This is a genomic window from Fictibacillus marinisediminis, from assembly GCF_023149135.1.
Classification (GTDB): Bacteria; Bacillota; Bacilli; order Bacillales; family Fictibacillaceae; genus Fictibacillus_C; species Fictibacillus_C marinisediminis.
The window spans coordinates 3,610,113-3,635,150 of record NZ_JAIWJX010000002.1 but is presented as its reverse complement, the minus strand read 5'-3'; the positions used below and the strand labels follow the sequence as shown (position 1 = coordinate 3,635,150).

Annotated in this window: 18 protein-coding genes and 1 pseudogene; 13 read left to right on the top strand and 6 right to left on the bottom strand. The window is 43.6% G+C overall.

Annotated features, from left to right (window positions below; all coding sequences use genetic code 11):
• Positions 1 to 7: 7 nt before the first annotated feature.
• A complete protein-coding gene (locus LCY76_RS19295) occupies positions 8 to 676 on the bottom strand; it encodes a copper amine oxidase N-terminal domain-containing protein (RefSeq protein WP_248253970.1) in 669 nt (222 codons plus the stop codon).
• Between the two features lie 338 nt (positions 677 to 1,014).
• Here LCY76_RS19295 and LCY76_RS19290 point away from each other — a divergent pair, with 338 nt between their 5' ends.
• A complete protein-coding gene (locus LCY76_RS19290) occupies positions 1,015 to 2,496 on the top strand; it encodes a C40 family peptidase (RefSeq protein WP_248253969.1) in 1,482 nt (493 codons plus the stop codon).
• Between the two features lie 99 nt (positions 2,497 to 2,595).
• Here the strand turns inward: LCY76_RS19290 and LCY76_RS19285 are convergent, their stop codons facing one another.
• A complete protein-coding gene (locus LCY76_RS19285) occupies positions 2,596 to 3,300 on the bottom strand; it encodes a polysaccharide deacetylase family protein (RefSeq protein ID WP_248253968.1) in 705 nt (234 codons plus the stop codon).
• A 310-nt stretch (positions 3,301 to 3,610) separates the two neighbouring features.
• Between LCY76_RS19285 and LCY76_RS19280 the strand changes: the two genes are divergently transcribed.
• A complete protein-coding gene (locus LCY76_RS19280; RefSeq protein ID WP_248253967.1) occupies positions 3,611 to 4,387 on the top strand; it encodes a hypothetical protein in 777 nt (258 codons plus the stop codon).
• A gap of 39 nt (positions 4,388 to 4,426) precedes the next feature.
• On the opposite strand, the gene LCY76_RS19275 is transcribed toward LCY76_RS19280, so the two are convergent.
• Both LCY76_RS19275 and secA2 read right to left on the bottom strand, forming a co-directional pair.
• Positions 4,427 to 5,332: an accessory Sec system S-layer assembly protein gene (locus tag LCY76_RS19275; protein ID WP_248253966.1), complete on the bottom strand. Its 906-nt coding sequence runs from the start codon at positions 5,330 to 5,332 to the stop codon at positions 4,427 to 4,429.
• Complete coding sequence (gene secA2 / locus LCY76_RS19270) at positions 5,332 to 7,710, bottom strand: accessory Sec system translocase SecA2 (protein WP_248253965.1); 2,379 nt, start codon at positions 7,708 to 7,710, stop codon at positions 5,332 to 5,334. Before secA2 ends, LCY76_RS19275 begins: the two co-directional genes overlap by 1 nt.
• Positions 7,711 to 8,138: 428 nt before the next feature.
• On the opposite strand from secA2, the gene LCY76_RS24190 reads away from it, so the two are divergent.
• The 6 genes from LCY76_RS24190 (at position 8,139) to LCY76_RS19245 (ending at position 16,374) form a co-directional block, all read left to right on the top strand.
• Positions 8,139 to 8,384, top strand: a complete 246-nt coding sequence (locus tag LCY76_RS24190; RefSeq protein WP_419715001.1) for a peptidoglycan-binding domain-containing protein — start codon at positions 8,139 to 8,141, stop codon at positions 8,382 to 8,384.
• A 148-nt stretch (positions 8,385 to 8,532) separates the two neighbouring features.
• Positions 8,533 to 10,329, top strand: coding sequence for a SpoIID/LytB domain-containing protein (locus tag LCY76_RS19265; protein ID WP_248253964.1), 1,797 nt, complete (start codon positions 8,533 to 8,535; stop codon positions 10,327 to 10,329).
• Positions 10,330 to 10,598: 269 nt separating this feature from the next.
• Entirely contained in the window at positions 10,599 to 11,744 is a 1,146-nt protein-coding gene (gene wecB, locus LCY76_RS19260; RefSeq protein ID WP_248253963.1) for a non-hydrolyzing UDP-N-acetylglucosamine 2-epimerase, read from the top strand.
• A 122-nt stretch (positions 11,745 to 11,866) separates the two neighbouring features.
• A complete protein-coding gene (locus LCY76_RS19255) occupies positions 11,867 to 13,399 on the top strand; it encodes a glycosyltransferase family 2 protein (protein ID WP_248253962.1) in 1,533 nt (510 codons plus the stop codon).
• Between the two features lie 324 nt (positions 13,400 to 13,723).
• Positions 13,724 to 15,148, top strand: coding sequence for an MBOAT family O-acyltransferase (locus LCY76_RS19250; protein WP_248253961.1), 1,425 nt, complete (start codon positions 13,724 to 13,726; stop codon positions 15,146 to 15,148).
• Between the two features lie 32 nt (positions 15,149 to 15,180).
• A complete protein-coding gene (locus LCY76_RS19245; RefSeq protein ID WP_248253960.1) occupies positions 15,181 to 16,374 on the top strand; it encodes a DHHW family protein in 1,194 nt (397 codons plus the stop codon).
• A 435-nt stretch (positions 16,375 to 16,809) separates the two neighbouring features.
• Here the strand turns inward: LCY76_RS19245 and LCY76_RS19240 are convergent, their stop codons facing one another.
• Positions 16,810 to 17,853, bottom strand: coding sequence for a glycosyltransferase family 4 protein (locus LCY76_RS19240; protein WP_248253959.1), 1,044 nt, complete (start codon positions 17,851 to 17,853; stop codon positions 16,810 to 16,812).
• 256 nt (positions 17,854 to 18,109) lie between these two features.
• Positions 18,110 to 18,859: a WecB/TagA/CpsF family glycosyltransferase gene (locus tag LCY76_RS19235; protein WP_248253958.1), complete on the bottom strand. Its 750-nt coding sequence runs from the start codon at positions 18,857 to 18,859 to the stop codon at positions 18,110 to 18,112.
• Between the two features lie 551 nt (positions 18,860 to 19,410).
• On the opposite strand from LCY76_RS19235, the gene tagD reads away from it, so the two are divergent.
• The 5 genes and pseudogenes from tagD to tagH all read left to right on the top strand — a co-directional run.
• Positions 19,411 to 19,809, top strand: a complete 399-nt coding sequence (gene tagD / locus LCY76_RS19230; protein WP_248253957.1) for a glycerol-3-phosphate cytidylyltransferase — start codon at positions 19,411 to 19,413, stop codon at positions 19,807 to 19,809.
• Positions 19,802 to 21,001, top strand: a complete 1,200-nt coding sequence (locus tag LCY76_RS19225; protein ID WP_272885642.1) for a CDP-glycerol glycerophosphotransferase family protein — start codon at positions 19,802 to 19,804, stop codon at positions 20,999 to 21,001. Before tagD ends, LCY76_RS19225 begins: the two co-directional genes overlap by 8 nt.
• Positions 20,985 to 23,306, top strand: a complete 2,322-nt coding sequence (locus LCY76_RS19220; protein WP_248253955.1) for a CDP-glycerol glycerophosphotransferase family protein — start codon at positions 20,985 to 20,987, stop codon at positions 23,304 to 23,306. Before LCY76_RS19225 ends, LCY76_RS19220 begins: the two co-directional genes overlap by 17 nt.
• Before the next feature lie 29 nt (positions 23,307 to 23,335).
• A complete protein-coding gene (locus LCY76_RS19215) occupies positions 23,336 to 24,154 on the top strand; it encodes an ABC transporter permease (protein WP_053356949.1) in 819 nt (272 codons plus the stop codon).
• Positions 24,155 to 24,169: 15 nt separating this feature from the next.
• A pseudogene (gene tagH, locus LCY76_RS19210) lies at positions 24,170 to 24,958 on the top strand (teichoic acids export ABC transporter ATP-binding subunit TagH); the annotation flags it as partial.
• Positions 24,959 to 25,038 lie beyond the last annotated feature (80 nt).

Sequence of the window (25,038 nt, the reverse complement as noted above, 5' to 3'; positions counted from 1 at the left end):
TTAAAAGTTATTTAATAAGTGTGATGGGAACAACAATATCAGGTCCAAGTCCATTTAAATCGTTATCAAACGGCTGGCTGATCGACCACTTTAGATTTTTGATACTGCTTAAAGAGCTTTTAACTTCATAAATGACTTTTCCTTTTTTGATCACTTGTCCGTTAAATGTCCCCTCAACCAGGTCTGAATCAGGATGTGAAAATTCCACCTGTTCCTTCGTGTTCAGGTTGAGTGCCCCTTGGGCAGGGTACCATTCAACAGTTTGTTTGCTGGTATTCTCAACGGCAACATCCATCACAACAGCACGGACAGGTGAAGAGTAGCTGTCTTTTTTGAAGCTCGGATGCAGAGTAACCTTTGAAATGGTGATTTTCATTGGCCCTGAAGTACCGGTTGCTTTTACATTGAATGTCTTAACTTGGCTGTTCGCAGGATTATAATCTTTGGCTTTCACATAATACGTATGTTTTTTACTGTTGTAGCTGACCTTTCCGCCAAACAGTTTTGAGATGTCATTCAACGGGACATATGCTTTTTTGTTAATTATCCTTACATCGGTTTTGGTGGTCTTATCATTAAAGTTCAGGTAGTATTTGGTTGCGGCATAAGCACCTGTACTAAAAGAAAGCAGGGCAACGAAAACCACCGCCAGCGAAATTTTAAGCTTTTTACTCATTTCAGTTCTCCTCCTGGTAGTTAAAATTAACCAAAAATAGTACTATCCAATAAATTCTAGTAAATAAAGACTTTTTAACTATAACAAGTATAAGGAGCTAGTTAAATAGTAAGAAAGTATTATAATATAAAAAGGTGTTACAGAAAGGGTGCCAGGCACCGCCATTACACACTTGTGTAACGATGGTGCCTGGCACCCTTATAATCAATTAGACCTAAGTCTCCTTCGTTCTACCCAAATATACAAAAAAGTTAAAAAATTCCCTTGTCAGCTGCCAGTTTCTTCCGATATATTTAGTAGTATATGGCACTTATGGTCGAATAAGGAGGGATACGCATTTGAAAAAGGGTAACACGAACGCGGTTAAAACTCTGGTCATTTCCTCAGCTTGTGCAGGGGCAATTCTGCTTCTTCCGTCCAAAGGAGAGGCTGCGTTAGGAGATCAAGTGTTACGGAACGGTATGAAGCATCCGGATGTTAAGGAACTGCAGCGGGCGCTTTTGCATCAGGGCTATTTAAAGTCTTCAAATGTTACAGGTTATTATGGGCCGGTTACCACAAACGCGGTAAAAGAGTTTCAGAAAATGCACCATATTGTGATCGATGGCATAACAGGGAAGATGACTGTCCGGGCGATCACACAGAAACCAGGGGTAAAACCGCCTGCCAGTACTTCAAAAACGGTGAAAGCCACCTATAAAACGCTGAAACAAGGCTCTCAAGGGAATGAGGTAGAGCGGCTTCAGCGGAAGCTGAAGGAGCTTAAGTACTTTAAATACCCTAAGATTACAGGTTATTTCGGCAGAGTGACAGCCGATGCTGTAAAGGCTTATCAGAAGGAAAAGAAAATATCGGCATCGGGAATAGCAGATGATAAGACACAAAGATTACTTTTTAAGACATCATCAGCATCTCCCGTGAAAAGCCAAAAGCCTGTCCCGGCTAAGCCGAAGCCGGCTGAGTCTTCGTTCATCCTTCGCTTGAATTCGGTAGGTTCCGAAGTCTTTGAGCTCCAATCTGATCTGAAAGCTCTTGGTTTTTACAATTATAGCCTGGACAGGATTTTCGGAAAAAAGACAGAGACAAGCGTCAAGTCATTCCAAAAAGCGTATAAGCTGCCGGTTACAGGAGTGGCGGACAGCAAGACCCTCACGATAATCAGTGCCGAAGCAAAGAAAAAAGAAGATGAAACGGCACCTCCTTCATCTGCAGATCTGCGGCTGCATTCGGTAGGTCCCAAGGTTTATCAGCTTCAATCCGACTTAAAAGTGCTTGGTTTTTATACATATAAGGTAGATAACATTTTTGGAAAGATGACAGAGACGAGTGTCAAATCATTTCAAAAAGCCTATAATCTTTCAGTTACGGGAGTAGCCGACAGCAAGACCATTGAAAAAATCAAAGCTGAAGTAAAAAAGAAGGGGATTGAACCGGCTAAACCGCAAACAACGGCCAAGCCATTCAGCGTTATTAATCTAGTAGGTGATGCAGCAGAGCTTGTCGGAACGCCTTATACGTGGGGCGGCGAAACGGTGGAAGAAGGCTTTGACTGCAGCGGATTCCTTGTATATCTGTTTAAAAAGCAAAATGTACAGCTGCCAAGAACGATAGCTTCTATTTGGGATGCTGGAAAAACGGTAAGCCAGCCGAAAGTGGGAGACATCGTATTTTTTGAAACCTATAAAAAAGGGCCATCCCATGCGGGCATCTATATCGGCAATAATAATTTTGTCCACAGCGGATCTCGCGGCGTAGCAGTCAGCGACATTAGGCTGTCCTACTGGACCGACCGCTATCTTGGGGCCAAACAACTTTATTAATCTATAAAATTGGGTGCCAGGCACCGCCTTTTGACATATGTCAAAACGTGGTGCCTGGCACCTTTTTTTGAACTTGAACTTTAAACTTGAACTTGCTTTTTATTTCTTCATCCCGAGCATTTCGGGAACGGTGACAAAGGTGTATCCTTGCATTTTGAGACGTTCGATGATTTTGGGTAAGGCGGCGGTTGTATTGCTCATATTTTTGTGGGGGATGGTGTGCTGGAGGATGATCGCTCCAGGACGGGTCTCCTTTTTTACTGTATTCAGGATGGTGCCTGTAGAAACACCAGACCAGTCGCGGGTATCCACTGACCAGATGACAACCTTCATGTGGGCACGCTTCGCTTCAGAGATGACGAGATTAGTATAGCTTCCGTATGGAGGTCTCATAACGGCTGGCTGGTAGCCGATGAGTGGGCGCAGGAGCTGATTGGTCCTGGTTAGTTCAGAGCGGATTTTGGTTTGGTTTGACTTGGTAAGGGAAGGATGGCTGTAGGTGTGGTTGCCGATATAATGGCCGTCTTTGTGAATCCGTTTAATGACTGACGGATAGGCTTTCACCTGTTTTCCGACAACAAAAAAGGTGGCTTTCACATGATATTTCTTTAAGATATTGAGAATCTGATCGGTTGTTTTTCCGTCAGGGCCGTCATCGAAGGTAAGGGCCGCTACTTTTTTTGTCTTTGGACCGGACGTGTATACTTCAGATGATTTTGAGGCTGTAACGGATTGGTTAGGAAGGATGAAGGAGCTTGCGAGCAATAAAGCAAATAACCCAAAGAAAAATATCCCCTTTTTCATGTTTTGATCTCCCTTTTCTCAAATGAGTTTCAATGGACAGCAGGGCTTAGAGGAGCATGCTGTCCTTGTTTACCATCTTTCGTACCATCATAAGAAATGAGCTGCATTTATAAGATTAGACGGCGAATTTTCCTAAAGGTTTCATTGTCCAAATAAATTCATGAAATCTTTGAAAATTCGGCTGGAGAGTCATTGACTTTTTACCCATTCGTTACCATAATAGGAATATAGTACTTTATTTTTGGATAATAAATGGAAATAGTATATTAATATACTACTGGAATATGTAATTGAGGGAAGGGTCCACACCATGAAGGCAGGGGCAATTGAAGTCCATGACTGGAAAAGTAATATTGTTCCTCATCTAACAAACGAATGGTCCTATCATTCTTTTAAAACCTTGCTTGGATTGAGGATAAAAGGATATCAAAACCGCCATCGTTATTACTTTTCTCTATATAAAAAAAACATTCGAACATTATATATCACGAAGCATGCAGCTTACCGATGGAACATACGCATTGGTCCGAACATGAGTCTTGTTTCCCTGCAATCACTTATGAATACGTTATGGTGTGAACCGGAACGGATGGTAATCGTCGGACGGAATACAGCCATTATTGACAATGAGATCGTCTTTACCTTTGAAGTCGAGAACGACAGCATGATCGTTACGACTTTCTATGGAAGGATCTCTATTCTGCCTGCCCTGCAAAGCATCACAAACCTGCATAAATTGAATGATTATCCTCATCAGCTGCTTGATCTTTATCTGCCGGAACATGTTTTGCGCCATCAGATGCTGCCGATCCTGCCAATGAATTCAATGATGTTCTCTGGCTCGCGTTTTTCGTATAAACTGGAGGAATTTCTGTTTGACCGCAATACTCAAAAATTGATAAGCGGGTACCGCCATTCCCATGAAGACTTTGAACGAAAATGGTTCTTGTATACTTTTATGAACAGCGGCCAGCTTACGGTAAAGGAATTAATACCGGGGCAAAAGCTGGGTAAAAGTGTGAACAGTGCGCTTCGTCTTTTAGGACAGCCTCAGATGAAGCACAAGATGGAACTGCATACGCAATAAATGAAAAAGGAGAAACCCAGCCGGGTTTCTCCTTTTGCTTTATGATTGTGGTGGATAGACCTTCCACGCCGATAGATCGGGTGTTTTGTTGAGAAGCAGCGCCTCCGGAAAAATGAAGGTCCATGGCTTGCTCGTATTGGCCTTCACTTCAAAATCGGTAAGCTGGAATGCTCCTTTGGCTGTCAGCTCGCCGCTTGCGTCTTCAAAGCATAACGGCAGCTGCTCCACCTTGATGTCCTTGTCGCTTCCGTTGCGGATGAGCAGGGTAACAGACAAATCGCTGTTTTCGCCGATACGGGCTTCGATTCCCATAAAGTTGATTTCACCGGCTGTAAGAGGAGGAAGGTTATTCACCATCTCATAGAGCCTTGTTTTCTGCATGTCATTCAAGCTGTTCTCCCAGCTTTCATGGAGCATGAGCTGGTGCTCAGACGGTGCTTTCTTCTTAAGTTCAAACGCAATTCTCCACTCTTCTTCGGCAGGAAAGCCGTTTCCGAGCAGGTCTTCTTCAGAAAACAGGAAGATCCAAGGCTGGCAAGTGTTAGCCGGCAAATCGCCCATGAGCTCGAGGTCAAAGGTTTTCCGTGCGAAGACGGTTCCTTCAGTATCAAGAAGGAGCAATGTGACTTCCTCAAAACGGATGCTCTTTGACAGGGTGTTGCGGATAAACGCGTTCACCATGAAACTGTCGTCATCGGATACAACATCAATTTTGGAGATCGAAATCTGGTTCGGTTTTAATTTAGGCAGCTGGGCATGATGAAACTGATACACGTAGCGCTCCTGAACGGTGATATCCCATTCCGGATGGATGTGCAGTACAGTTTCAGCCTCTTGAGCAACGGGATCCTGGCTGGCATCCGTATCTTGAACCGGTTCTACCACCGCCACTGATGCCTCGTTTGTATCTTTACTATTTGTGCTTTTTTTGAAAAAGGATAGCATTACTGTCCTCCGGTTAATTCCGTTTGGCTGTATTGAACAACAGGCGCAAACTGGATGGTAATTTCTTGGTTCCATTCTCTATGCATGTCCAAAAAGGCTTCGTACGCGTCTTTTTCAAACATGCGGTAAGGATCTTCCTGAGAATAGCTCTTCAGGTGCATGCCTTCTTTTATAAAATTCATCGTTTCGAGGTGGCGCAGCCAAAGGGTATCGAGAGATCGGAGGATAAAGCCTTTCACCTCATGGTCGCGCTCCATGTTCTCCTCTGCAGCCAAGCGTTCCATCAGGCTGTTCCTCTCAGCCAAAAACCCATCAACAACCTCCTGAATCTCATCTTTTTCCATATCGTTAAATGCAGAATCGGTCAACGTCTGTTCTGGGAAAATTTTTTGAAGGTCAGCACGTAAGCCATTAAGATCCCAATCCTCAAATGGCAGTTCTTCCACACAATAGGTGTCGACCACATGTGTAGCATATTCCCTAGTACTGTCCTGGATGAGAGGGTAGACCGATGGCTCGTCAAGGATTCGGTTGCGCAGCGCATAAACAACCTTGCGCTGCTGATCGGAAACGTTATCCACCTTCAGCAGGTGTTCACGTGCGGAATAGAAGATTCCCTCAATGGAAAGCTGTACTTTGTTCACAAACTTAAGAGGGTCAGGTTTGATAACTTCCCCTGTACTGTTTGTTTCGGCTTTTTTAATCCATTTTTCAATTTCTTCTTTATCCATCTTGCTGAAGAGCTCGTCCTCAAGAGACAGAATGAACTGGGAGGAACCTGGGTCTCCCTGGCGTCCGGCACGTCCGCGCAGCTGGTTATCAATACGGCGGCTTTCATGGCGTTCCGTTCCAATAATATGGAGTCCGCCGAGATCTGATACGTCTTCACCCAGCAGGATATCCGTACCGCGTCCGGCCATGTTCGTCGCAATCATGATCGTTCCTTTTTGCCCGGCCATGGAGATGATGCGCGCTTCCTGTTCTTCGCTTTTTGCGTTCAAGATCAGGTAAGGCAGGCTCTCCTTGTCGAGTAGGGAAGCCAGGTGTTCGGATTGCTCGATGGAGGTCGTTCCAACAAGGATCGGACGTTCGGTGGCGTGAAATGATTTGATATCGGTCACGATCCGTTTGAATTTATCAGCAAGCGTGCGGTAGACAACATCCGGCAGGTCAACACGCTGTCTCGGGCGGTTCGTAGGAATCTCAACGACATTCAAATGATACGTGTTGTAAAATTCCTGTTTTTCCGTAGACGCTGTACCTGTCATGCCTGACAGTTTGCTGTAGATTCTAAAATAGTTCTGGATAGTAATGGTCGCCTGGGTCTCGTTCTCGTCCTTGATCTCAAGTCCTTCTTTTGCTTCGATCGCCTGCTGCAGCCCGTCACTGTAGCTTCGCCCTTCCATAACGCGTCCGGTGAACGAATCAACAAGCATTACTTCGCCGTCTCTTACGATGTAATCCACATCACGTTTCATGACCGCGTGGGCACGAAGAGATTGAAGAACAAAATGGAACAGCAGCTGATGCTCTTCATCAAAGAGGTTGGAGATGCCGAATGAACGCTCGATCGTCTGGACACCTTTCTCGGTAAGGAAGAGCTGCTTGGTATCCGCAACAAGTTCATAATGATCATCTCTTTTAAACATGGAGACGATCTGGTTTGTAATATAGAAAAGATCAGCCGACAGCTGTGATTTATTGGCGATGATCAGCGGAGTTCTTGCTTCATCGATTAAAATAGAATCAATTTCATCGACGATCGCATATTGAAGCGGGCGCTGCACTTTTTCAGAGGAGTGGAGCACCATATGATCGCGCAAATAGTCAAAACCAAACTCGTTGCCCGTTCCGTATGTAATGTCGGCGGCATAGGCTCTTTGCTTCTCTTCTTTAGAGATCTGTGATGTGTTCAAACCGACCTCAAGGCCAAGGAAACGATGGATCTTCCCAATGGTTTCAAAGTCACGGCTTGCGAGATATTCGTTGACTGTGATAACGTGAACGCCTTTCCCTTCAAGCGCGTTAAGATAGCTCGGCAGCGAGGCGACGAGTGTTTTCCCTTCCCCTGTCTGCATTTCGGCGATCGAGCCCTCATGGAGGACGAGCCCTCCGAGAAGCTGTACGTCATAGTGGCGCTGGCCGAGGATCCGTTTGCCGGCTTCCCGAACAACCGCGAAAGCTTCCAGCTTGATATCCTCCAGCGTCTTTCCGCTGTTCAGCAATTCTTTAAAATAAGGTGTCTTCTGCTGCAGCTCCTCATCCGATAAGAGTGAAATTTGGGCTTCCAGCTCATTGATTTGCTGTACTTGCTTGTTTAATCGTTTAACATCTGTGGAAGAGTATCCTTCCATAACCTTTTTTACTATTCCCAGCATAATAAATTTGCTCCCTTTGTCACTTGCATATATATGGCATTTCTATCATATAAAACTATTTATTGGATGTCTATTCCAAATCAATAATATATTAACAGAATTTATCGGTGCCAGGCACCCTGTTTTGACAATTGTCAAAAAGAGGTGCCTGGCACCACTTTTTTGTCTTAAAGGTATTCAAAAATAGAGAAAACCTGCCGATATAACTACTATAAATCTCTGCAAATGCCTTGGCGTTTAGTCTGTCTTTTCATCCAGCAACATTCATCATCCAATCAGTCTTTTTATTTCAAGATAAAAACTTCCTGGAAAATGATCAGCACTCCAAGTTGATAGATTCCACATTCGGATGAGGATAAAAAGGCAGTGAGAGATCCATTGCGTTCAAAGCTGAATGAACTTATTTGTCCAATTCCTAGTCTGTAAATCTGGAGATCCTTACAAAAACCGCTGTGAAGTTATTTCAAAAGAAACACAGACTCAATGAAACAGGAATACTGGATGCCAGCACCCGATTTTTGCTGGCAAGCAAGTTACTGGAGCTGCACAAAAAGCTAACAGCCCAGCCAGCTTTATCGCAGAATGCCGTGTATGCTGAGCCTGCAGGACAGATCAGCATTCCGGCTCCTTTTACACTTCAAAAAGGAAAGAATAATAGATATGGCGAGGGATAGATGGCCCTCGCTCTATCTATGTCGAATGAAAGTTTTACAAAATTTAAAATAATTGTAGAAAAATGGGTTATTTTTCCTTACTATGTAATTAGTCATAATTAAATATACATATTTATACAATTTATCAGGACTTATGCAGGGGGAGAAGATGAAGAAAAAGAAGTTTCAAAGTTTACTGGTTTTATCCATGGCCGTTTCCATTGCCTTTCCGTCTGCCGAGGCAGCTGCAGCGGATTCGCCTGCTTTAAAAATGGGGAGCAAGGGCACAAGTGTGAAACAGCTCCAACTGGACCTGAAGAAAGAAACCACCCTCAAAAAAGCACAAAAAGCTGCCTATCCATCAGGCTTCAGCAGGGATCTAAAAAAGGGGATGAACGGAAATGATGTCGGCAAGCTCCAGTCCTATCTGATTAAGCTAGGACAAACCCTTAAGGCGGACCAGAAATTCGGAACTCAGACCTATAATGCAGTGGTCAGCTTTCAGAAAAAGAATAAGCTGAACGCTACTGGAACAGCAGATCTCAAAACATTAAATGCCATCGTAAAGGCAAATACCACGGCATCAGCTGCAAAGCCCCCGTCTCCAGCTGTACCGGTGCCTTACCCTGAAGGCTTTAAGCGGACACTAAAATCTGGCCTCCAGGGACCTGATGTCCGGCTGCTTCAGGCTTACCTGACGAAAGCGGGATACAGGGTAGGTGTTGACGAAGTGTTTGGGAAAAATACCTTTGAAGCCCTTCGCAAATTCCAGCAGTCCATCAAGTATAAAGACAACGGGATTGCCGGACCGAAAACGCTGACGAGGCTCGTGCTGAAAGCCACTGTTTCGCCTGCCTACAAAGGCTATTCTTTCTCCGGAAAAGGGTGGGGCCACGCCGTTGGAATGACGCAATGGGGAGCACTCGGCATGGCGCAAAAAGGCTTCGGTTATCATGATATCCTGAAGTATTATTACACCGGGGTTGATTTTAAAAAAATCGACACGTCGAAACAGAATATTCGTGTCTGCCTCTCAAAAGAAAAAGCATCGGTTGACTTGAACGGAACAGGGAGCTATTCCATCCAGGACATGCAGGGCAATGTATTGTTTGAACCGGCTGCTCAAACTCCAACGAACGTTACCGTGGAAGACGGGGAGTTTCTACTTACCAACGGGGACGAAATGGCCTATATTGATCAGCCGTTTAAAGTGGTTTCTGTAAAAGGAAAATATTTGTCTCATAAAAAAATGAATTACAATGGTGTGCTGGAAGTGTCGTTTTCCGACAATAAAAAGAAACGAATCAATGTCATCAACCGCTTAAACGTGGAAACATATCTGCAGGGAGTGGTGCCATCAGAGGTCAGTTCCAAATGGCATCCTGAAGCCATCAAGGCCCAAACACTCGCTGCTAGAACCTATGCATTAAAGCACCTCAGTCCAGCAGGCAAATGGGACGTTTACGACACCGTCGATTCACAGGTTTATAAAGGTGTGGGCCAGGAAGCAGCCAACGTCAATGCCATCATCAATGGTGAGACAAAAGGCGAGGTGATCACCTACAAAGGTGCCTTGATCAATGCTTACTTTTCTGCCTCAGCCGGCGGGTACACGGTAGGTTCTGGATTCGTCTGGAGTACGGATCTTCCTTATTTAGTCGGTAAGCCAGATCCATATGATCAGTCGAAATACGCGAAAAACTGGTGGACGTACGAACTAAGTTTTGAAGAGATCAGCAAAAGGGCTGCTTCGTTCAATATTGGCGAGGTAATCGATATCAAGATCGTGGAAAAAAAGTACACCCGGCCTACGAAGGTAAGGATCACAGGGTTTAATGGAACAATTGAAGTATCAGGTTCTGCGTTCCGAAAACTAATGAACGGGGACGCCATGAAATCGGCCATTTATTCAGCAGATCTCGTTAAAAATGTACCAGTAGAAAAAGAGAGTTATCCAAAAGGATAACTCTCTTTTCAGGGGTTAGGGGTTAGGTGGTGGTTACATAAACTATGTACCCCGCCTGTCTCTCCTCTAAACCTAAATGAAACAAATTTTTTTAAGATGCAGCGAAAATTTATTTATAAATCACATACTGATGCTTAAAAGAGACCCTCAAGTCTTTTTTTTTCAATAATTACTGATTGTGGCTTGATTGACTACAGCGTAAAATAAAGGTAGCATGAATCATTAATGAATACATACAGCCTACCAGTTGTACTGAGCGAGGTATAAATATGAAGAAGAAAATTAAAGTAATGACGATTTTCGGCACTCGTCCTGAAGCCGTTAAAATGGCGCCGCTCGTGATGGAGCTGAAAAAGTACAAGGAAGAGATCGAGCCTGTTGTGACGGTAACGGCTCAGCATAGACAGATGCTTGATTCGGTGCTCGATACGTTTAACATCACACCCGACTACGATCTTAATATCATGCAGGACCGGCAGACGCTAAGCCAGATTACAACGAAGGCGCTTACCGGACTGGAAGAGATCCTCATAAATGTCAAACCGGACCTTGTTTTGGTCCATGGAGATACAACGACGACGTTTGTGGCGAGCTTGGCCGCTTATTATCAGCAGATCGCGGTCGGCCATGTTGAGGCAGGATTGCGGACGCATAACAAGCTCTCGCCGTTTCCTGAGGAACTGAACCGCCAGCTTACCGGTGTGATCGCTGACCTCCATTTTTCACCGACGCCGGCTGCTGCCCGTAACCTGCTTGATGAAAATAAACAGGGAGACAGCATCTTCGTAACAGGAAATACTGCGATTGATGCGTTAGCCACGACCATTCAGGACGTTTACACGCATGAAGTGCTTGAAAAGGTGGGAGATGACCGCCTCATTCTTGTCACAGCTCACCGCAGGGAAAACCTCGGTGAACCTATGCGAAATATTTTCCGCGCCATTAAAAGAATGGTGGAAGACTTCTCGGATGTGCAGGTCGTCTATCCTGTTCACTTGAACCCGGCCGTTCAAGAGCTGGCTAATGAAATTTTAGGTGACGATCCAAGGATTCACTTGATTGAACCGCTCGGCGTCATCGATTTTCATAACTTCGCATCACGTGCCCATTTGATTTTGACAGACAGCGGCGGTGTGCAGGAAGAAGCGCCGTCACTCGGTGTTCCGGTGCTCGTGCTCCGCAACAACACGGAACGTCCGGAAGGAATCGGAGCAGGCACGTTAAGGCTTGCAGGAACAGAAGAAGAAAATATCTATACGATCACAAAAGAATTGTTAACCAACAGCCAGGCCTATGAGGAAATGGCGAAAGCGTCCAATCCGTACGGAGATGGACAGGCATCACGGCGGATCGTCGAGGCTATACTCTACCATTTCGGTTTACGTACCGAGCGGCCGGATTCCTTTCATGCTTAATGCTTTTACTATATAGTCCGCATGCCTTCATGAATTTTTTCATGAAGGTTTTTATGTTTTATTAAGGAGACATCTGGGGAACATAAGGCCGTATGTATTCAATATTTTATTGGAGGGATCGTATGTCTTCACCTTTTCGGCAAACAGCCAGAGAAATACTTCAGAGTGATAAAATCGAAATCGTGAATCACCCTTCGAGGAGGCTGGCCAAATGGTTTGGCCGCAAAAAGAAAATTACCGTCGTTACAGCGGCTTACAATGTAGAGACGTTTATTCAGAAGACTGTTGATTCAGTCATTCATCAAACCATGGACTTCGATGACATTGAATATATTATCGTGGACGACTGCTCCACGGATAAGACGAAGGAAATTCTTCATCAGTATGTGTCTAAGCATAAAAACATATGTGTGGTTTCCTTAAAAGAAAACACAGGAACACCTGGAACACCGCGTAACATAGGGATTGAGCTCGCAACGGGAACGTACATCACGTTTTTAGACGGCGACGATTGGCTTGAGCCAGACGGGCTGGAGACGCTCGTGAACATCCTCGAGGAAACCGGTGATGATTATGCGGTCGGGAAAACGATCAAAGTCACTTCGGATTCTGAGACTGTGATCGGCGAGCATGAGTCGGTAAAAGAGAGGCGCAGCATCACACCGTACGAGATTCCCCGCATGTTTTACCATATGGGACCACGGGCGAGGGCGGTAAAGCTGGATCTTCTCAAAGAGCATGATATCGGCTTCCCGGATATGAAGTTTGGGGAGGACAAGCAGTTTTTCTGTGATGTTTTTTTCCATGCAGATACGATTTCTACGACAACAAAGCCGGTGTTTTACGTCAACCGGACCGACGAAAATCCTGGTTCACTCACAAAGGTCACTTCTGTGCTGGATAAACGGCGCTGCGATCTGAAGGTCATACAGCATATTAAAGCGCAGAATCTACCTGTTGAAAAAGAGAGAGCAGCGTTAACACGTCTGTACGAAATCGATATGTTCAAGACCTTTGACAGCCAGGTGTTTGTAAAATCGGATCAAAAAGAGGCGTTTGTTGACGTGCTCCGCGAGGCAATGGCAATGGCCAAAGACCTCCGCTATGACATCAGGGAGACTTTCCAGGTTCCGTTATACCGAGCGGCGGCTGATCTTTTTCTGGAGGACCGGATCGATGATTTCATCAGCCTGTTCACGTGGCTGAAAAGAGAAAAGAACAAAAAATACGTGATCAAAGAAGGGCTTCCGTATTTTGAGCTTCCCTTTTTAAAAGACAAGTATCAGCACATTCGGATCCCGATGCTTGCACGGGCTATCGATTCCTATACCGAAAACGAAGAGTATGTGCAGACCTTCGAAATTTACGGCGATTACCTTGCCAATGTAAACACGGTGTTGATCAGGGACAGAAAAAACTATATTAATGAAATTCAAGCGGATTTCAAGATCAGCGGCAATAAAGGAGAATTCCGTATCCCATATGAAAAACTGAACGAATTGAAGACAGCATTCTTTACGGTTTTCATCCGCTATAACGATTATGAACTGATCAATATCAAACGCATCTTAAAAAATGAGATCAACTACAAAGATCGCAAATTTGATTTTTACTCCACAAAAGCAAATAACATCGGACTGAAAATAACGGAATAACCTAGCAAACCAAGGATTTTAGCGATCCTTGGTTTTTTATTTTTCTAGCTTCAGCATAGTTCCTCGAGACGCTTCACTCTTGCCTCTCAACAGAAAAAACGTGTTGCTGTGTAAGAGCTCCAGTGCTTGTCGGACCTTTGCAGGGCGCTTCAGCTTTTCGTATTTTCCAGAAGTTTGAACTAAAAAGATGGAAATCGGTTGTCAAAAAAACCACAACCTCTAAGAATACTATGAGTGGAAAGAAATTTGTCGAATTTTTGGGGGCATTTACGGCTTCTTTAAAAAATGTTTACAAAATAAAGTACAAACGAAAGGACTTTTTTTATGCTTTTTAGTTCAACTGTGTTCTTGTTTTTATTTTTGCCAATCGTATTGGTGCTTTATTTCCTTTCTCCGCGTCCGTTTAAGAATACGGTCTTGCTCGGTGCGAGTTTGCTTTTTTATGCGTGGGGAGAACCTCGTTTTGCTATCGTCATGCTCTTTTCCACCGCGATGAACTATGTGTTTGCATTGATCGTCGATGCGAAGCGTGAGGACACAACGAAGGTGAAGTGGATCATGGGAGTCATGGTTTGTGCTAATCTGCTCCTTCTCGGTGTATTTAAGTATTCCAACTTTATTGTGGATAACATTAATGCGTTATTAGGGACTGGCATTGATATCCCTAAGATTCCCCTGCCGTTGGGAATCTCTTTCTTTACGTTTCATGCCATAAGCTATGTGATCGATGTTTACCATAAAGAAAAAGCTCAGAAAAACCCGATCAACCTGGCGCTATATATCGCGTTTTTTCCACAGCTGATCGCAGGGCCAATCGTCCGGTATCATACGATTTCTGACCAGCTTAAAATGCGTTATGAGACGTTTCAGCGGTTTGCCTACGGAACAAAGCGGTTCATTATGGGGCTTGGAAAAAAAATGATCCTCGCCAACGGCTGCGCCTATGTGGCTGACCATATTTTCGCCCAGAACCCGGGTAGCATGTCGACAAGTCTTGCCTGGATCGGAATCATCGCCTACTCCCTTCAGATTTACTTTGATTTTTCGGGGTATTCCGATATGGCCATCGGGCTGGCCAAGATGTTTGGCTTTGACTTTCTTGAAAACTTCAACTATCCATACATCTCACGTTCCATCAGTGAGTTCTGGCGCCGCTGGCATATCTCGCTTGGCTCCTGGTTCCGTGATTATGTGTACATCCCGCTTGGCGGAAACCGAAAAGGGGAGATGAGAACCTACTGGAACCTGTTCATCGTATGGATGGCAACTGGCATCTGGCACGGTGCGAGCTGGACCTTTATCGCATGGGGACTGTATTACGGTGCTTTTATCATGCTCGAAAAAGCATTCCTTGGTAAGCTGCTGAATCAGCTGCCGCGTTTTATCCAGCACGTATATGCTGTTTTTATCGTGATTATCGGATGGGTGTTCTTCCGGTCTGAAACGTTCAGCTATGCATATGCCTACATCCAGACCATGTTTGGTTTCAACGGAACCGGTATGTGGGACACACAAGTCTCCTATTATCTCACCCAGTACGGAGTTGTCATTCTGCTGGCCATTATCGGATCCACACCTTTATTAAAACTCATGATCGACAAGGTAGAGGACAGAGCTGAAACCTCTCAGGGAATTCGTATTTTCGGCCGGGATATCGCGGTGACAAGCTATTATGCAGTCATCCTCGTCATTACCGTCGTTTACATGGTGTCTAATTCGTTTAACCCATTCATCTACTTCCGGTTCTAAAAGATTTCATAGAGAAAGGAGAGGATCAAATCATGAAGAAAAAAGCTGCTGATATTGTTTTGGTTGGATTTTTGCTGCTGTTCATCTTTGGCTTTGGATTATGGATATGGCTGAAGGATGATCAGCACGTGTCAGCCTTGGAGAACAGGGATTTGAAAATGCGCCCGGATGCGACGGTTCAGAGGCTGCTTTCCGGGGATTATTTTAAACAATTTGAAGCCTATTTTAATGATCAATTCCCGGGCAGACAGGCCTTTATTGAAGCCAATGCATCGGTTGATAAATACATCATGCAGAAGGATGAGATACGGGATGTGTATTCTCTAAAGAATGGCTACCTGATCAATCCGGTGCATCCGAAAGATAAGACGAAGGAAGTAAACGATAAGGTCAATTCCTTCGCTCATACGCTGAAAAAGAAAAACATTGATGTGTATTTTGCATTGCCACCGAATAAATCCACCATTATGGAGAAAAAACTCCCGGATTACATCGAGGCTCACGGCAATGAACTGTCGGACAAGCTGATAGCAGGTTTCTCAAAGGATGTTCATGCGATGGATTTAAGGCCGACGATTCAGCCTCATCTTCAAGAGGACAATATGTATTTCCACACTGACCATCACTGGAAACCGCGCGCAGCTCATTATGCGTATGAAAAGGTTATTGATGAAATGAGCAAACAGCATCCTGGCGTCGGCAAGCCGATTCCGAAAAGCGAGTTTACATGGAAAGAGGCTCCTGAGACATTTTATGGATCGGACGCACGGAAAACAACGAAGTCGTATGCTTCCAAACCGGATACAATTACGATTGCTCAGCCTAAATTTAAAGAAAAACCGATTTCGATCTGTTATCGAAAAACGTGCGGCCATAAATTTTATGACATGTCCAAGTTAAAGTCAGAGGGGACATATGCCAACCGTTATGAGACTTATTTCTCTGGAGATGTATCGGAGGCTGTCATCAAGAACCCGAACAAGCCAAAAGGACCTAAAGTGCTGATTCTGAAGGATTCGTATGTGAACCCGATGATTCAGTTCCTGTCCCGCAACTATAGCGAGACAAGGATTCTAGATATGCGCCACTACAAACAGAAGAGCGTCTATGAATACATTGACCAGCATGATATTGATGCCGTCTTATTTGTGCACAATATCAACTCCATCAACATCACGCCAGCCTTTGTAGACTTCAAACACCCAGGCGGCGGAGAGAACCAATAACCATGTTAATGGCGCGATGCCTAATGGCGCGGCGGTGCCTGGCACCGCTAATAGACAAATTGAGAAAACCATCCATACCGGGAGGACTGCCTCCTGGGAGTGGATGGTTTTTTCTTTTTAAAAGCGAAAAAGGACGGCTGGGGGAGCAGTTTTTTAAAAAAAGGACTAATTAGGGGTTCTGAAGCTTACACAGGGGCACCCAAAGCGGCTTATTGGAGCTGAAGTACTCATTTACTGTCCAAAACACATGATTTACCCGCCAAAACAGAGAAAATACTGTCCAAAATAAGAAAATACAAGCCGAAATCGAAGAAATACAAGCCAAACGGACATTATGGAAACTAACATACGGCTGGGGGTATCTCAAAAACGATCTCAGCCAGACTCACCAAAAAAAACCCTCTCCGCCAAGGAGAGAGGGTTTTCACTTTCTTCCTATTTATTAGGCCGCCTGATGGCGTTCAGTACGGGTCTGTAATTTTGGCCAACCAGTCCGACTCCCTCGACAACAAGCTCAATGCCAAGGGTAAGTATGGCGATAATGAACAATGAGCCCCAAAGCGTTGATGTAGAGAAGAGGATCGCTGCAATTCCGAATACTGCGCTCATCGCATAGATGAGCAATACGGTTGTGCGGTGGGAGTATCCCAGGCGCAGCAGGCAGTGATGCAGATGCGATTTATCTGGTGCGGACAGCGGCTGTTTATGCAGAATCCGTCTGATGATCGCAAAGATCGTATCAGATATGGGAACACCAAGGATGATCACCGGGACCACAAGGGAAAACAATGTAACGTTTTTAAACCCGAGGAGTGATACGACCGAGATGATAAACCCTAAGAACAATGCTCCCGTATCCCCCATGAAAATTTTAGCGGGATGAAAGTTGTAGAACAAAAATCCAAGAGTTCCAGCTAAAACGATACCTGCAACAGCCATAACAAGGACGTTGCCCATGATAAAGGCCATTGCGGCAATCGTAAACAGTACTATAGAAGAAACACCTGCAGCAAGCCCGTCCAAACCGTCAATCAGGTTGATCGCGTTAGTGATGGCCAGGATCCAAAGGACCGTTAGCGGAATGCTGAACCAGCCCAGTTCCAGGCGCCCGTCGAAGGGAAGGTTGATGAAATGTACCTGAATGCCTCCGAAAACGACAACACACAGAGCTGCTGCAATCTGCCCAGCGAGTTTTACTTTTGGTGATAATTCGTAAATATCATCGAGTAAACCGGTCATAATAATGATAGCTGACCCTATTAGGATGGGCATCGTATAGGGGCTTTCCGGGTGTAAAATCCAGAAGCCGATTAAAAAGCTGATAAAAATGGCGAGTCCGCCTGCACGAGGCATCACTTTCGCATGTACTTTTCGGTTGTTGGGATTATCGACCGCTCCGATGAAAAAGGCGGCTTTTTTTACTAAAGGTGTTAGTATGATCGATGCTAGAAAACATACGAACAGTGTAACGTAAAGCATATGACACCTCATCAATTTCAAGATATGTTTCTGTATACTCTCATAAGGGTCGAAAAGAATTGTCTATTCTTGTAGGTTGCAACAGAAACAACATGTTTATTGTCAAAATTTTTATTTTTTCTATCGAATTATATCATAGAAATTCCAATCTAATGTATAAAAATATAAATATTTGGAAACACTGCACAGTCCAATAAAAAATCCCCGGCAGGAGAAGCAAGAATGCTTTCCTTTCCAGGGATGGTTTGATGAAATTTTATCGGACTGGAACTTTCGTCATCTGCTGCATTTTGAGTTGAAGAACTTTAAAAGCAAATTGCGGAAGAGCGATCTGCCGTTTCCAGCGTGATGGCTGCTTCACTAGGCGGTAGAACCACTCCAGGTTCATTTTCTGCCATACTTCAGGTGCACGCTGCACTTCTCCGGCAAGAACATCAAATGTGCCGCCGACACCCATGAAGATACCATGCTCGAAGCGGGAAAGATGCTGGCTGATCCAGGCTTCCTGGCGGCCGGCACCTAGAGCAACCAGGACGATGTCCGGTTTAATGTGCTCGATCGTGCTCGGGATTTTATCATCGTTCAGATCAAAGAATCCATGATGATAACCGGCGATGGTCACGCTTGGATATTCCGCTTCAATCGCTTCTGCAGCTTTTTCAATCACCTTGTCCTGTCCGCCAAGCAGATAAACACTGTAGTTTTTCTCATTCGCAAGGCTTAGCAGGCGAAGGGTCAGATCAAAACCAGTCACGCGCTCAGGGAGCGGAAGTCCGAGAAGACCTGCTGATTTAATGATGCCGATTCCGTCTGCTGTCACGTAGTCCGCGTTTTTGATGACACTCATAAAATCTTCTTCTTTACGCGCCTTCATCACGACTTCAGGGTTCGCCGTTACGACGAATGCCTTCTTACGGTCCTCAAGGTGAGATTGAAGTGTATTTATAAAGTTGTTAATCGTTGTATTTAGAAAGTCTATTCCTAATATGTTCACTGTATTGTTCATATTAATTCCCCACTTTTAGTGATTAAGTCAAACACAGCCTCTGCAGCAGGACTAGGTTTGTCCGACGTCCAGCCTGCAGCTAAATGCCTATGCTATTTCTCAGCTGTTTATATGTGTGAGTTGCATTTATTCCCATGAATCGAGTGACCAAGAAATAAATGTCATTGTTTATTAAGACCTTGTAAAAAGACCTTAAAGATTATATTATAAGTATTGACGTTTCAAAAGGGAACATCTTTTAAAGCCTAGTATACCATGAAACTTCTAAGTTTGTAAAAAGTATATTAAGATTTCGTTAACACAATGCTGAAATGAGCTTATTATCGGCCGCGCAGTGCTTTAACGCTACTATATAAAGAAGCTTTTAATTTGTATTCCCTTTATATTATTCATAAAACATTTACAATAAGTTAATAAAACGTCAATTCCATGCGAAGAGATTAATAGCGAGATAGACAAGCATGAATATAATTTACAAATTATTTACCTGTTATTAATTTATTGGAAATAGGGTAAATACAACTAGAACAATTTAAGGAGAGGATTGTAAGATGAAAAAGGTATTAACATACGGTACATTTGACCTGCTTCATTGGGGGCATATCAACTTATTAAGTAGAGCAAAAGATCTTGGTGACCATCTGACTGTTGGTTTATCGGCAGATGAGTTCAATGCGATCAAAAATAAAAAATCATACCACAGCTTTGAGAACCGCAAAATGATTTTGGAGTCCATCCGTTATGTGGATGAAGTCATTGCGGAAAAGACTTGGGACCAAAAAATCTCTGATGTCGTGGATAACAACATCGATATTTTTGTAATGGGTGATGACTGGGAAGGGAAATTTGACTTCTTGAAAGAGTATTGTGAAGTGGTTTATTTGCCGCGTACGATCGGAATCTCGACCTCTCAGATCAAAAAAGATCTATTTACTGTTAAAAATGGTTAAAGAAATAGCTATCTGGCTGTATCTGTTTTACTTCAAGCTCCAGTTTACATTTTGTAAACTGTTTCCTGTGCGGAAGAATAAGGTAACCTTTGTTGTCTCTTTTGGGGATAACTCCGTGTTTCTTTATGAAGAATTGAAGAAGCTGCAGCCGGATAGCCATATTGTTTTTTTGGCAGCGAAAAACGCGATACCTAAATTGCAGCCCTACCAGCCCAGTGCAAAACTTATCACCTTTGAAAATTCGATAATGAGCATGGCCAGGTCGGCGTATCACCTGGCAACTTCCAGAGTGGTCCTGGTGGACAATTATTTTGGTTTCCTGTCAGTCACCAATTTTAAGAAAGAAACAGAATGCATACAGCTTTGGCATGCCGCGGGCGCTATTAAAACGTTTGGACTGAAGGATGAATCCATTTCCTTTAGAAGCCGGCGTGCGCATAAGCGGTTTTTACATGTTTACAAAAACTTTCACAAAGTCGTTGTTGGATCGGACGCGATGGCTGATATATTTAAAGAAGCTTTTCAACTTTCATCCGCCAATTTTTTACGGACCGGTGTACCAAGAACCGATCTTTTTTTTAGTGAAATTCGGACGAAAGCTGTTAAAGAAAAACTATATCGGGAAAATACAGTTCTAAAAGACAAAAAAGTGATTTTGTACGCACCGACCTATCGGGATGACCAGCTGGATGAGTTTGAACTGCAGCTTGATCTTGATATGCTGCAGCGTGAACTTGGAGCAGAATATGTGCTTCTGGTGCGCAGCCATCCAGTACTTAAGAATAAAATCAATGTTGAAGAGCAGTATCCCGGCTTTGCATTTGATTATTCCACCGGTTCTGATATTAATGAAATTTTATTGATTACCGATATTTTAATTAGTGATTATTCTTCCATTCCTTATGAATTTTCATTATTAAACAGACCGATGATTTTTTACCCTTACGATTTAAAGGAGTATAGTAAAACAAGGGGTCTTTGGGACAGCTATGAAAAACTCGTCCCGGGGCCGATCGTGTTTGACAGCCGCGAGATGGTAAAGGTAATCAAAGAAAAGGGTTATGACATGAATAAGGTTCAGCAATTTTCGGCCATGTGGAACCAATATCACTTCGGGCACTCGAGCCGGTTGTTGGCTGAATATATTCTTGAAACAGAAAGAGAGAGAAACGTAAATGCAAGCGGAAGCTAACTTACAGATCCAAGAAGGTTTTGCACCCACTAAAAGAAGAAAATGTATTCTTCATAATATTGAATTCAAACAAGATATTGCTATCGTGAAATATCTTTTGAAATACAATTCAGTCTTTCAAGAGCCTTTAGCCGGGCACCTTCTATTTGTAGAGCGTATGTCAGGCCGTGAATGGCAGATTCCTTTTATGGTGTTAGAGGCAAATGAACAATATTATGTCCTTGAATCCAGGCTGGATCAGGCTGAAATGGTAAAAGGGCTAGTTTGGGACGTTTACCTCATCATTCATGCGGAGCAAGCAATGTCTCCTGAGGAACAGGAACAGCCAGGAGACGTTAATGCAGATGATGACGCAGACGAAGGGGAAGCTGCTGAAGAAGAAACAGCAACGGATGCTGACAATGACAGCGTAAACGAAAATGACAGTGAAGATGATCCCGAACCGGAAGAAACTATTGAAGAGTTTGGAGTTATCGAAAAGAAATACCGTTTGAGGACGAAGCATTCATTCCTTGAGCTCGGTTCTATAGTCGATCCTGAAACAAAGCAGGCGATTACACCTTATACGACGAATAAGGGAAACCTTTCATTTAAAATCCATGACCGCGGTCCAGTTGTTAAAGTAGAAAATGCGGAGCTTGATAAAAGAGGGAACGTGACGCTGGAAGGGTTCTATTTTTCTCCTTTTCCATACGAAAATGAAGAACTGGAAAAAACGTTAGTCATCGGAGGCCCTGAAGGCTTTGAGGAACGTGTGATTCCGTTTGAGAACGTTGTACGGGAAGATCTTAATCCTTACTATCAGGAGGAGCAGCAGCCATATAAGGCAACTGGCTTTAAGGTACACCTCCATGTAAAGGATCTCAGCAATACAGATGAGAATTCATTGACATTCCGCCTCTATTTCAAGTGGGAGGATGAGGACACTGCAGGGCCGGATCAAGGAGATTTGGCAATACCGCTTCAGCTGATTTCTTTTAAAAGAAGGATCAACAAGTATATTATTCTCAATACGGACAGCGGAAAGAAGAAGGTCTCACTCATTGCACGGAAGAAAACGAGATCGATGCTCATTAAGGTGGTTCAATACAGCTTTGTGCAAGAGCTGAAAAAGAAAGTTCGCCGCACGATAACAAAGGTAAAACAGCACAAAAAGACGAAAAAAGCCTATATGGTTGCCTTTAAGATGGCTGGCTATCTGCCTGTTAAGAAGAACCTGGTCATGTTTGAAAGTTTTCTCGGCAAGCAGTACAGCTGTAATCCGCGTGCGATCTACGAATATTTAAAAGAGAACCGTCCTGAACTTGAGCTTGTCTGGAGTGTTGACGGCAGAAGTATCAGCAAGTTTGAGAATGCCGGCATCCCTTATGCCAAACGCTTCTCAATAAAATGGCTCTTTATGATGGCACGTGCCCGCTATTGGGTGACCAACAGCAGGATGCCGCTATGGATTCCAAAAGCCAAACATACGGTTTATTTCCAAACGTGGCATGGAACACCGCTTAAGCGTCTGGCCGCTGATATGGATGAAGTTCATATGCCTGGAACAAACACAAAGAAATACAAAGCGAACTTCCATAAAGAATCAAGCAAATGGGACTATCTTCTATCACCTAACGCTTATTCGACCGAGATTTTCCGCCGTGCGTTTAATTTCAATAAGGAAGTTGTGGAAGTCGGGTATCCGCGGAACGATGTGCTCTACACGAAGAACAATCCTGCGGACATCAAGGAACTTAAAGAGAAACTTCAGCTTCCTCAAGATAAAAAGATTATCCTTTATGCACCAACATGGCGCGATGACCAGTTCTATGGCAAAGGACGATATAAGTTTGATCTTGAGCTGGACCTTCTGCAATTGAAGGAAAAATTTGGGGAAGATTATGTTATAGTGTTAAGGATGCATTATCTTGTGGCGGAGAACTTTGATCTGTCGCCATACGAAGGATTTGCTTATGATTTCTCTTACCATGGAGACATCAATGAGCTTTATCTCGTATCTGACGTCATGATGACCGACTATTCTTCTGTGTTCTTCGATTATGCGAACCTGAAGCGGCCGATGATTTTCTTTGTTTATGATATCGAATCGTACCGCGATAAGCTGAGGGGCTTCTATTTTGACTTTGAACAGCTTGCTCCTGGTCCGCTCGTGAAGACAACAGATGAAGTCATTGCAGCAATAGAGAAATTTGAGTCAGACGGATTTACGATTCATTCAGAGATCTTTAATGACTTTTATGAACGATTTTGCTACCTGGAAAATGGACAATCTTCTCACAAAGCCGTTCAAAAAGTATTCTAAACCAATCTCTTTGGGAGAGGATTACGAAAATGATTTCAGCTTTTAAAGTACTAACAGAACAACTTAACAGCTTTTACCTGATGATGCGTTTATCCATGTATGAGCTTAAAATTAAAAACAACAATAACTATTTGGGGATGCTTTGGGAGATCCTGAATCCTGCCATCCAGATCAGTGTCTATTGGATCGTCTTTGGGATGGGAATGCGAAGCAACCGTTCGGTCGATGGTGTACCTTTTCTTCAATGGCTTGTTGCAGGGATTGTCATTTGGTTTTTTATCAGCCCGGCCATCCTGCAAGGGTCAAAATCGATTTATACACGAATTAAAATTATCGCGAAGATGAACTTTCCATTAAGTGTTATTCCAAGCTATGTTATATTTTCGATTCTATATCCGAATGCTATATTATTGGGAATCATAGCAGTTATCTTTCAATTTACTGAAAAAGGGAAGATCTCATTATATTATTTGCAGCTTCCTTATTACATGCTAGCTGCGGTAGCACTCGTTTTTTCACTGTCATTGATCACCTCGACACTGTCAACGATCGTACGCGATGTGCAGATGTTTGTGCAATCCATCATGCGGATGCTGTTTTACGTGACTCCGATTCTTTGGGATCCATTTAACAATCCAAAATTGCCGCATTTTCTAAAATTGATTGTAGAAGCCAATCCTTTTACTTATATTGTAGAAGGATACCGGGATGCCCTCTTAAGCAAAGGCTGGTTTTTCGGTGATAAACTCGAATACACGCTGTATTTCTGGGGACTGGTGCTGGTTCTGTTCCTTATTGGTTCCACGCTGCATGTAAAATTAAGAAACCGATTCGTGGATTACTTATGATGCGGAGAGATGGACATGAGTAAAACTGTTGTAGTAAGCAATGTTACGAAAAAATTTAAAATGTATAAAAAGCCTGCTGAAAAGCTGCTGGACATCATTCTGCCCAACGGCTATGGCGAAGATTTTTATGCGATTCAAAATATAAGCTTTGAGGCAGATCAAGGCGATGTCATCGGCATCGTCGGAGTGAATGGATCAGGGAAATCAACGCTTTCCAACTTGATCTCCGGGATTATCCCGCCGACGTCGGGTACGATCGATTTAAAGGGAGAGGTGTCGCTCATCGCGATCGCCTCTGGCCTGAACAACGAACTGACCGGCCGTGAAAACATTGAGCTGAAATGCTTGATGCTTGGGTTCAGCAAGCAGGATATCAAAAAGCTTGAACCAGAGATCATTGAGTTTGCGGAAATCGGAAAGTTTATCGATCAGCCGGTTAAGAAGTATTCGAGCGGGATGAAATCACGTCTCGGGTTTGCTATTTCTGTGACGGTTGATCCTGACATCCTCGTGATTGACGAAGCGCTTTCTGTCGGTGACCAGACGTTTGCCGATAAGTGTCTTGACAAGATGAACGAGTTCAAAGAGCGTGGAAAAACGATCTTTTTTATCAGCCACTCCATGGGACAGGTAAAGAAGTTCTGTGAAAAGATTCTTTGGCTAGAATACGGAGAGGTCAGGGATTACGGACCGATGAAGGACGTTCTTCCGAAGTATCAGGCATTTTTAAAAGAATATAAGGCGATGACAAAAGAAGAGAAGAAACGATTTAAAGAACAAGTGCAAAGAAAGCAAAGCGGACAGTCGCCAGTGGATAAAAAAGAGTTACAATCAACGAAATAATATATAACTGAAAATAAATTGGGTGCTACTCTTGAAAAAGA

What these genes read in the sequence shown, in the direction of transcription:
- LCY76_RS19295 (WP_248253970.1), bottom strand. Translation starts at nt 676, where the DNA reads ATGAGTAAAAAGCTTAAAATTTCGCTGGCGGTGGTTTTCGTTGCCCTG.
- LCY76_RS19285 (WP_248253968.1), bottom strand. Translation starts at nt 3,300, where the DNA reads ATGAAAAAGGGGATATTTTTCTTTGGGTTATTTGCTTTATTGCTCGCA.
- LCY76_RS19280 (WP_248253967.1), top strand. Translation starts at nt 3,611, where the DNA reads ATGAAGGCAGGGGCAATTGAAGTCCATGACTGGAAAAGTAATATTGTT.
- LCY76_RS19275 (WP_248253966.1), bottom strand. Translation starts at nt 5,332, where the DNA reads ATGCTATCCTTTTTCAAAAAAAGCACAAATAGTAAAGATACAAACGAG.
- secA2 (WP_248253965.1), bottom strand. Translation starts at nt 7,710, where the DNA reads ATGCTGGGAATAGTAAAAAAGGTTATGGAAGGATACTCTTCCACAGAT.
- LCY76_RS19265 (WP_248253964.1), top strand. Translation starts at nt 8,533, where the DNA reads ATGAAGAAAAAGAAGTTTCAAAGTTTACTGGTTTTATCCATGGCCGTT.
- wecB (WP_248253963.1), top strand. Translation starts at nt 10,599, where the DNA reads ATGAAGAAGAAAATTAAAGTAATGACGATTTTCGGCACTCGTCCTGAA.
- LCY76_RS19255 (WP_248253962.1), top strand. Translation starts at nt 11,867, where the DNA reads ATGTCTTCACCTTTTCGGCAAACAGCCAGAGAAATACTTCAGAGTGAT.
- LCY76_RS19250 (WP_248253961.1), top strand. Translation starts at nt 13,724, where the DNA reads ATGCTTTTTAGTTCAACTGTGTTCTTGTTTTTATTTTTGCCAATCGTA.
- LCY76_RS19245 (WP_248253960.1), top strand. Translation starts at nt 15,181, where the DNA reads ATGAAGAAAAAAGCTGCTGATATTGTTTTGGTTGGATTTTTGCTGCTG.
- LCY76_RS19240 (WP_248253959.1), bottom strand. Translation starts at nt 17,853, where the DNA reads ATGCTTTACGTTACACTGTTCGTATGTTTTCTAGCATCGATCATACTA.
- LCY76_RS19235 (WP_248253958.1), bottom strand. Translation starts at nt 18,859, where the DNA reads ATGAACAATACAGTGAACATATTAGGAATAGACTTTCTAAATACAACG.
- tagD (WP_248253957.1), top strand. Translation starts at nt 19,411, where the DNA reads ATGAAAAAGGTATTAACATACGGTACATTTGACCTGCTTCATTGGGGG.
- LCY76_RS19225 (WP_272885642.1), top strand. Translation starts at nt 19,802, where the DNA reads ATGGTTAAAGAAATAGCTATCTGGCTGTATCTGTTTTACTTCAAGCTC.
- LCY76_RS19220 (WP_248253955.1), top strand. Translation starts at nt 20,985, where the DNA reads ATGCAAGCGGAAGCTAACTTACAGATCCAAGAAGGTTTTGCACCCACT.
- LCY76_RS19215 (WP_053356949.1), top strand. Translation starts at nt 23,336, where the DNA reads ATGATTTCAGCTTTTAAAGTACTAACAGAACAACTTAACAGCTTTTAC.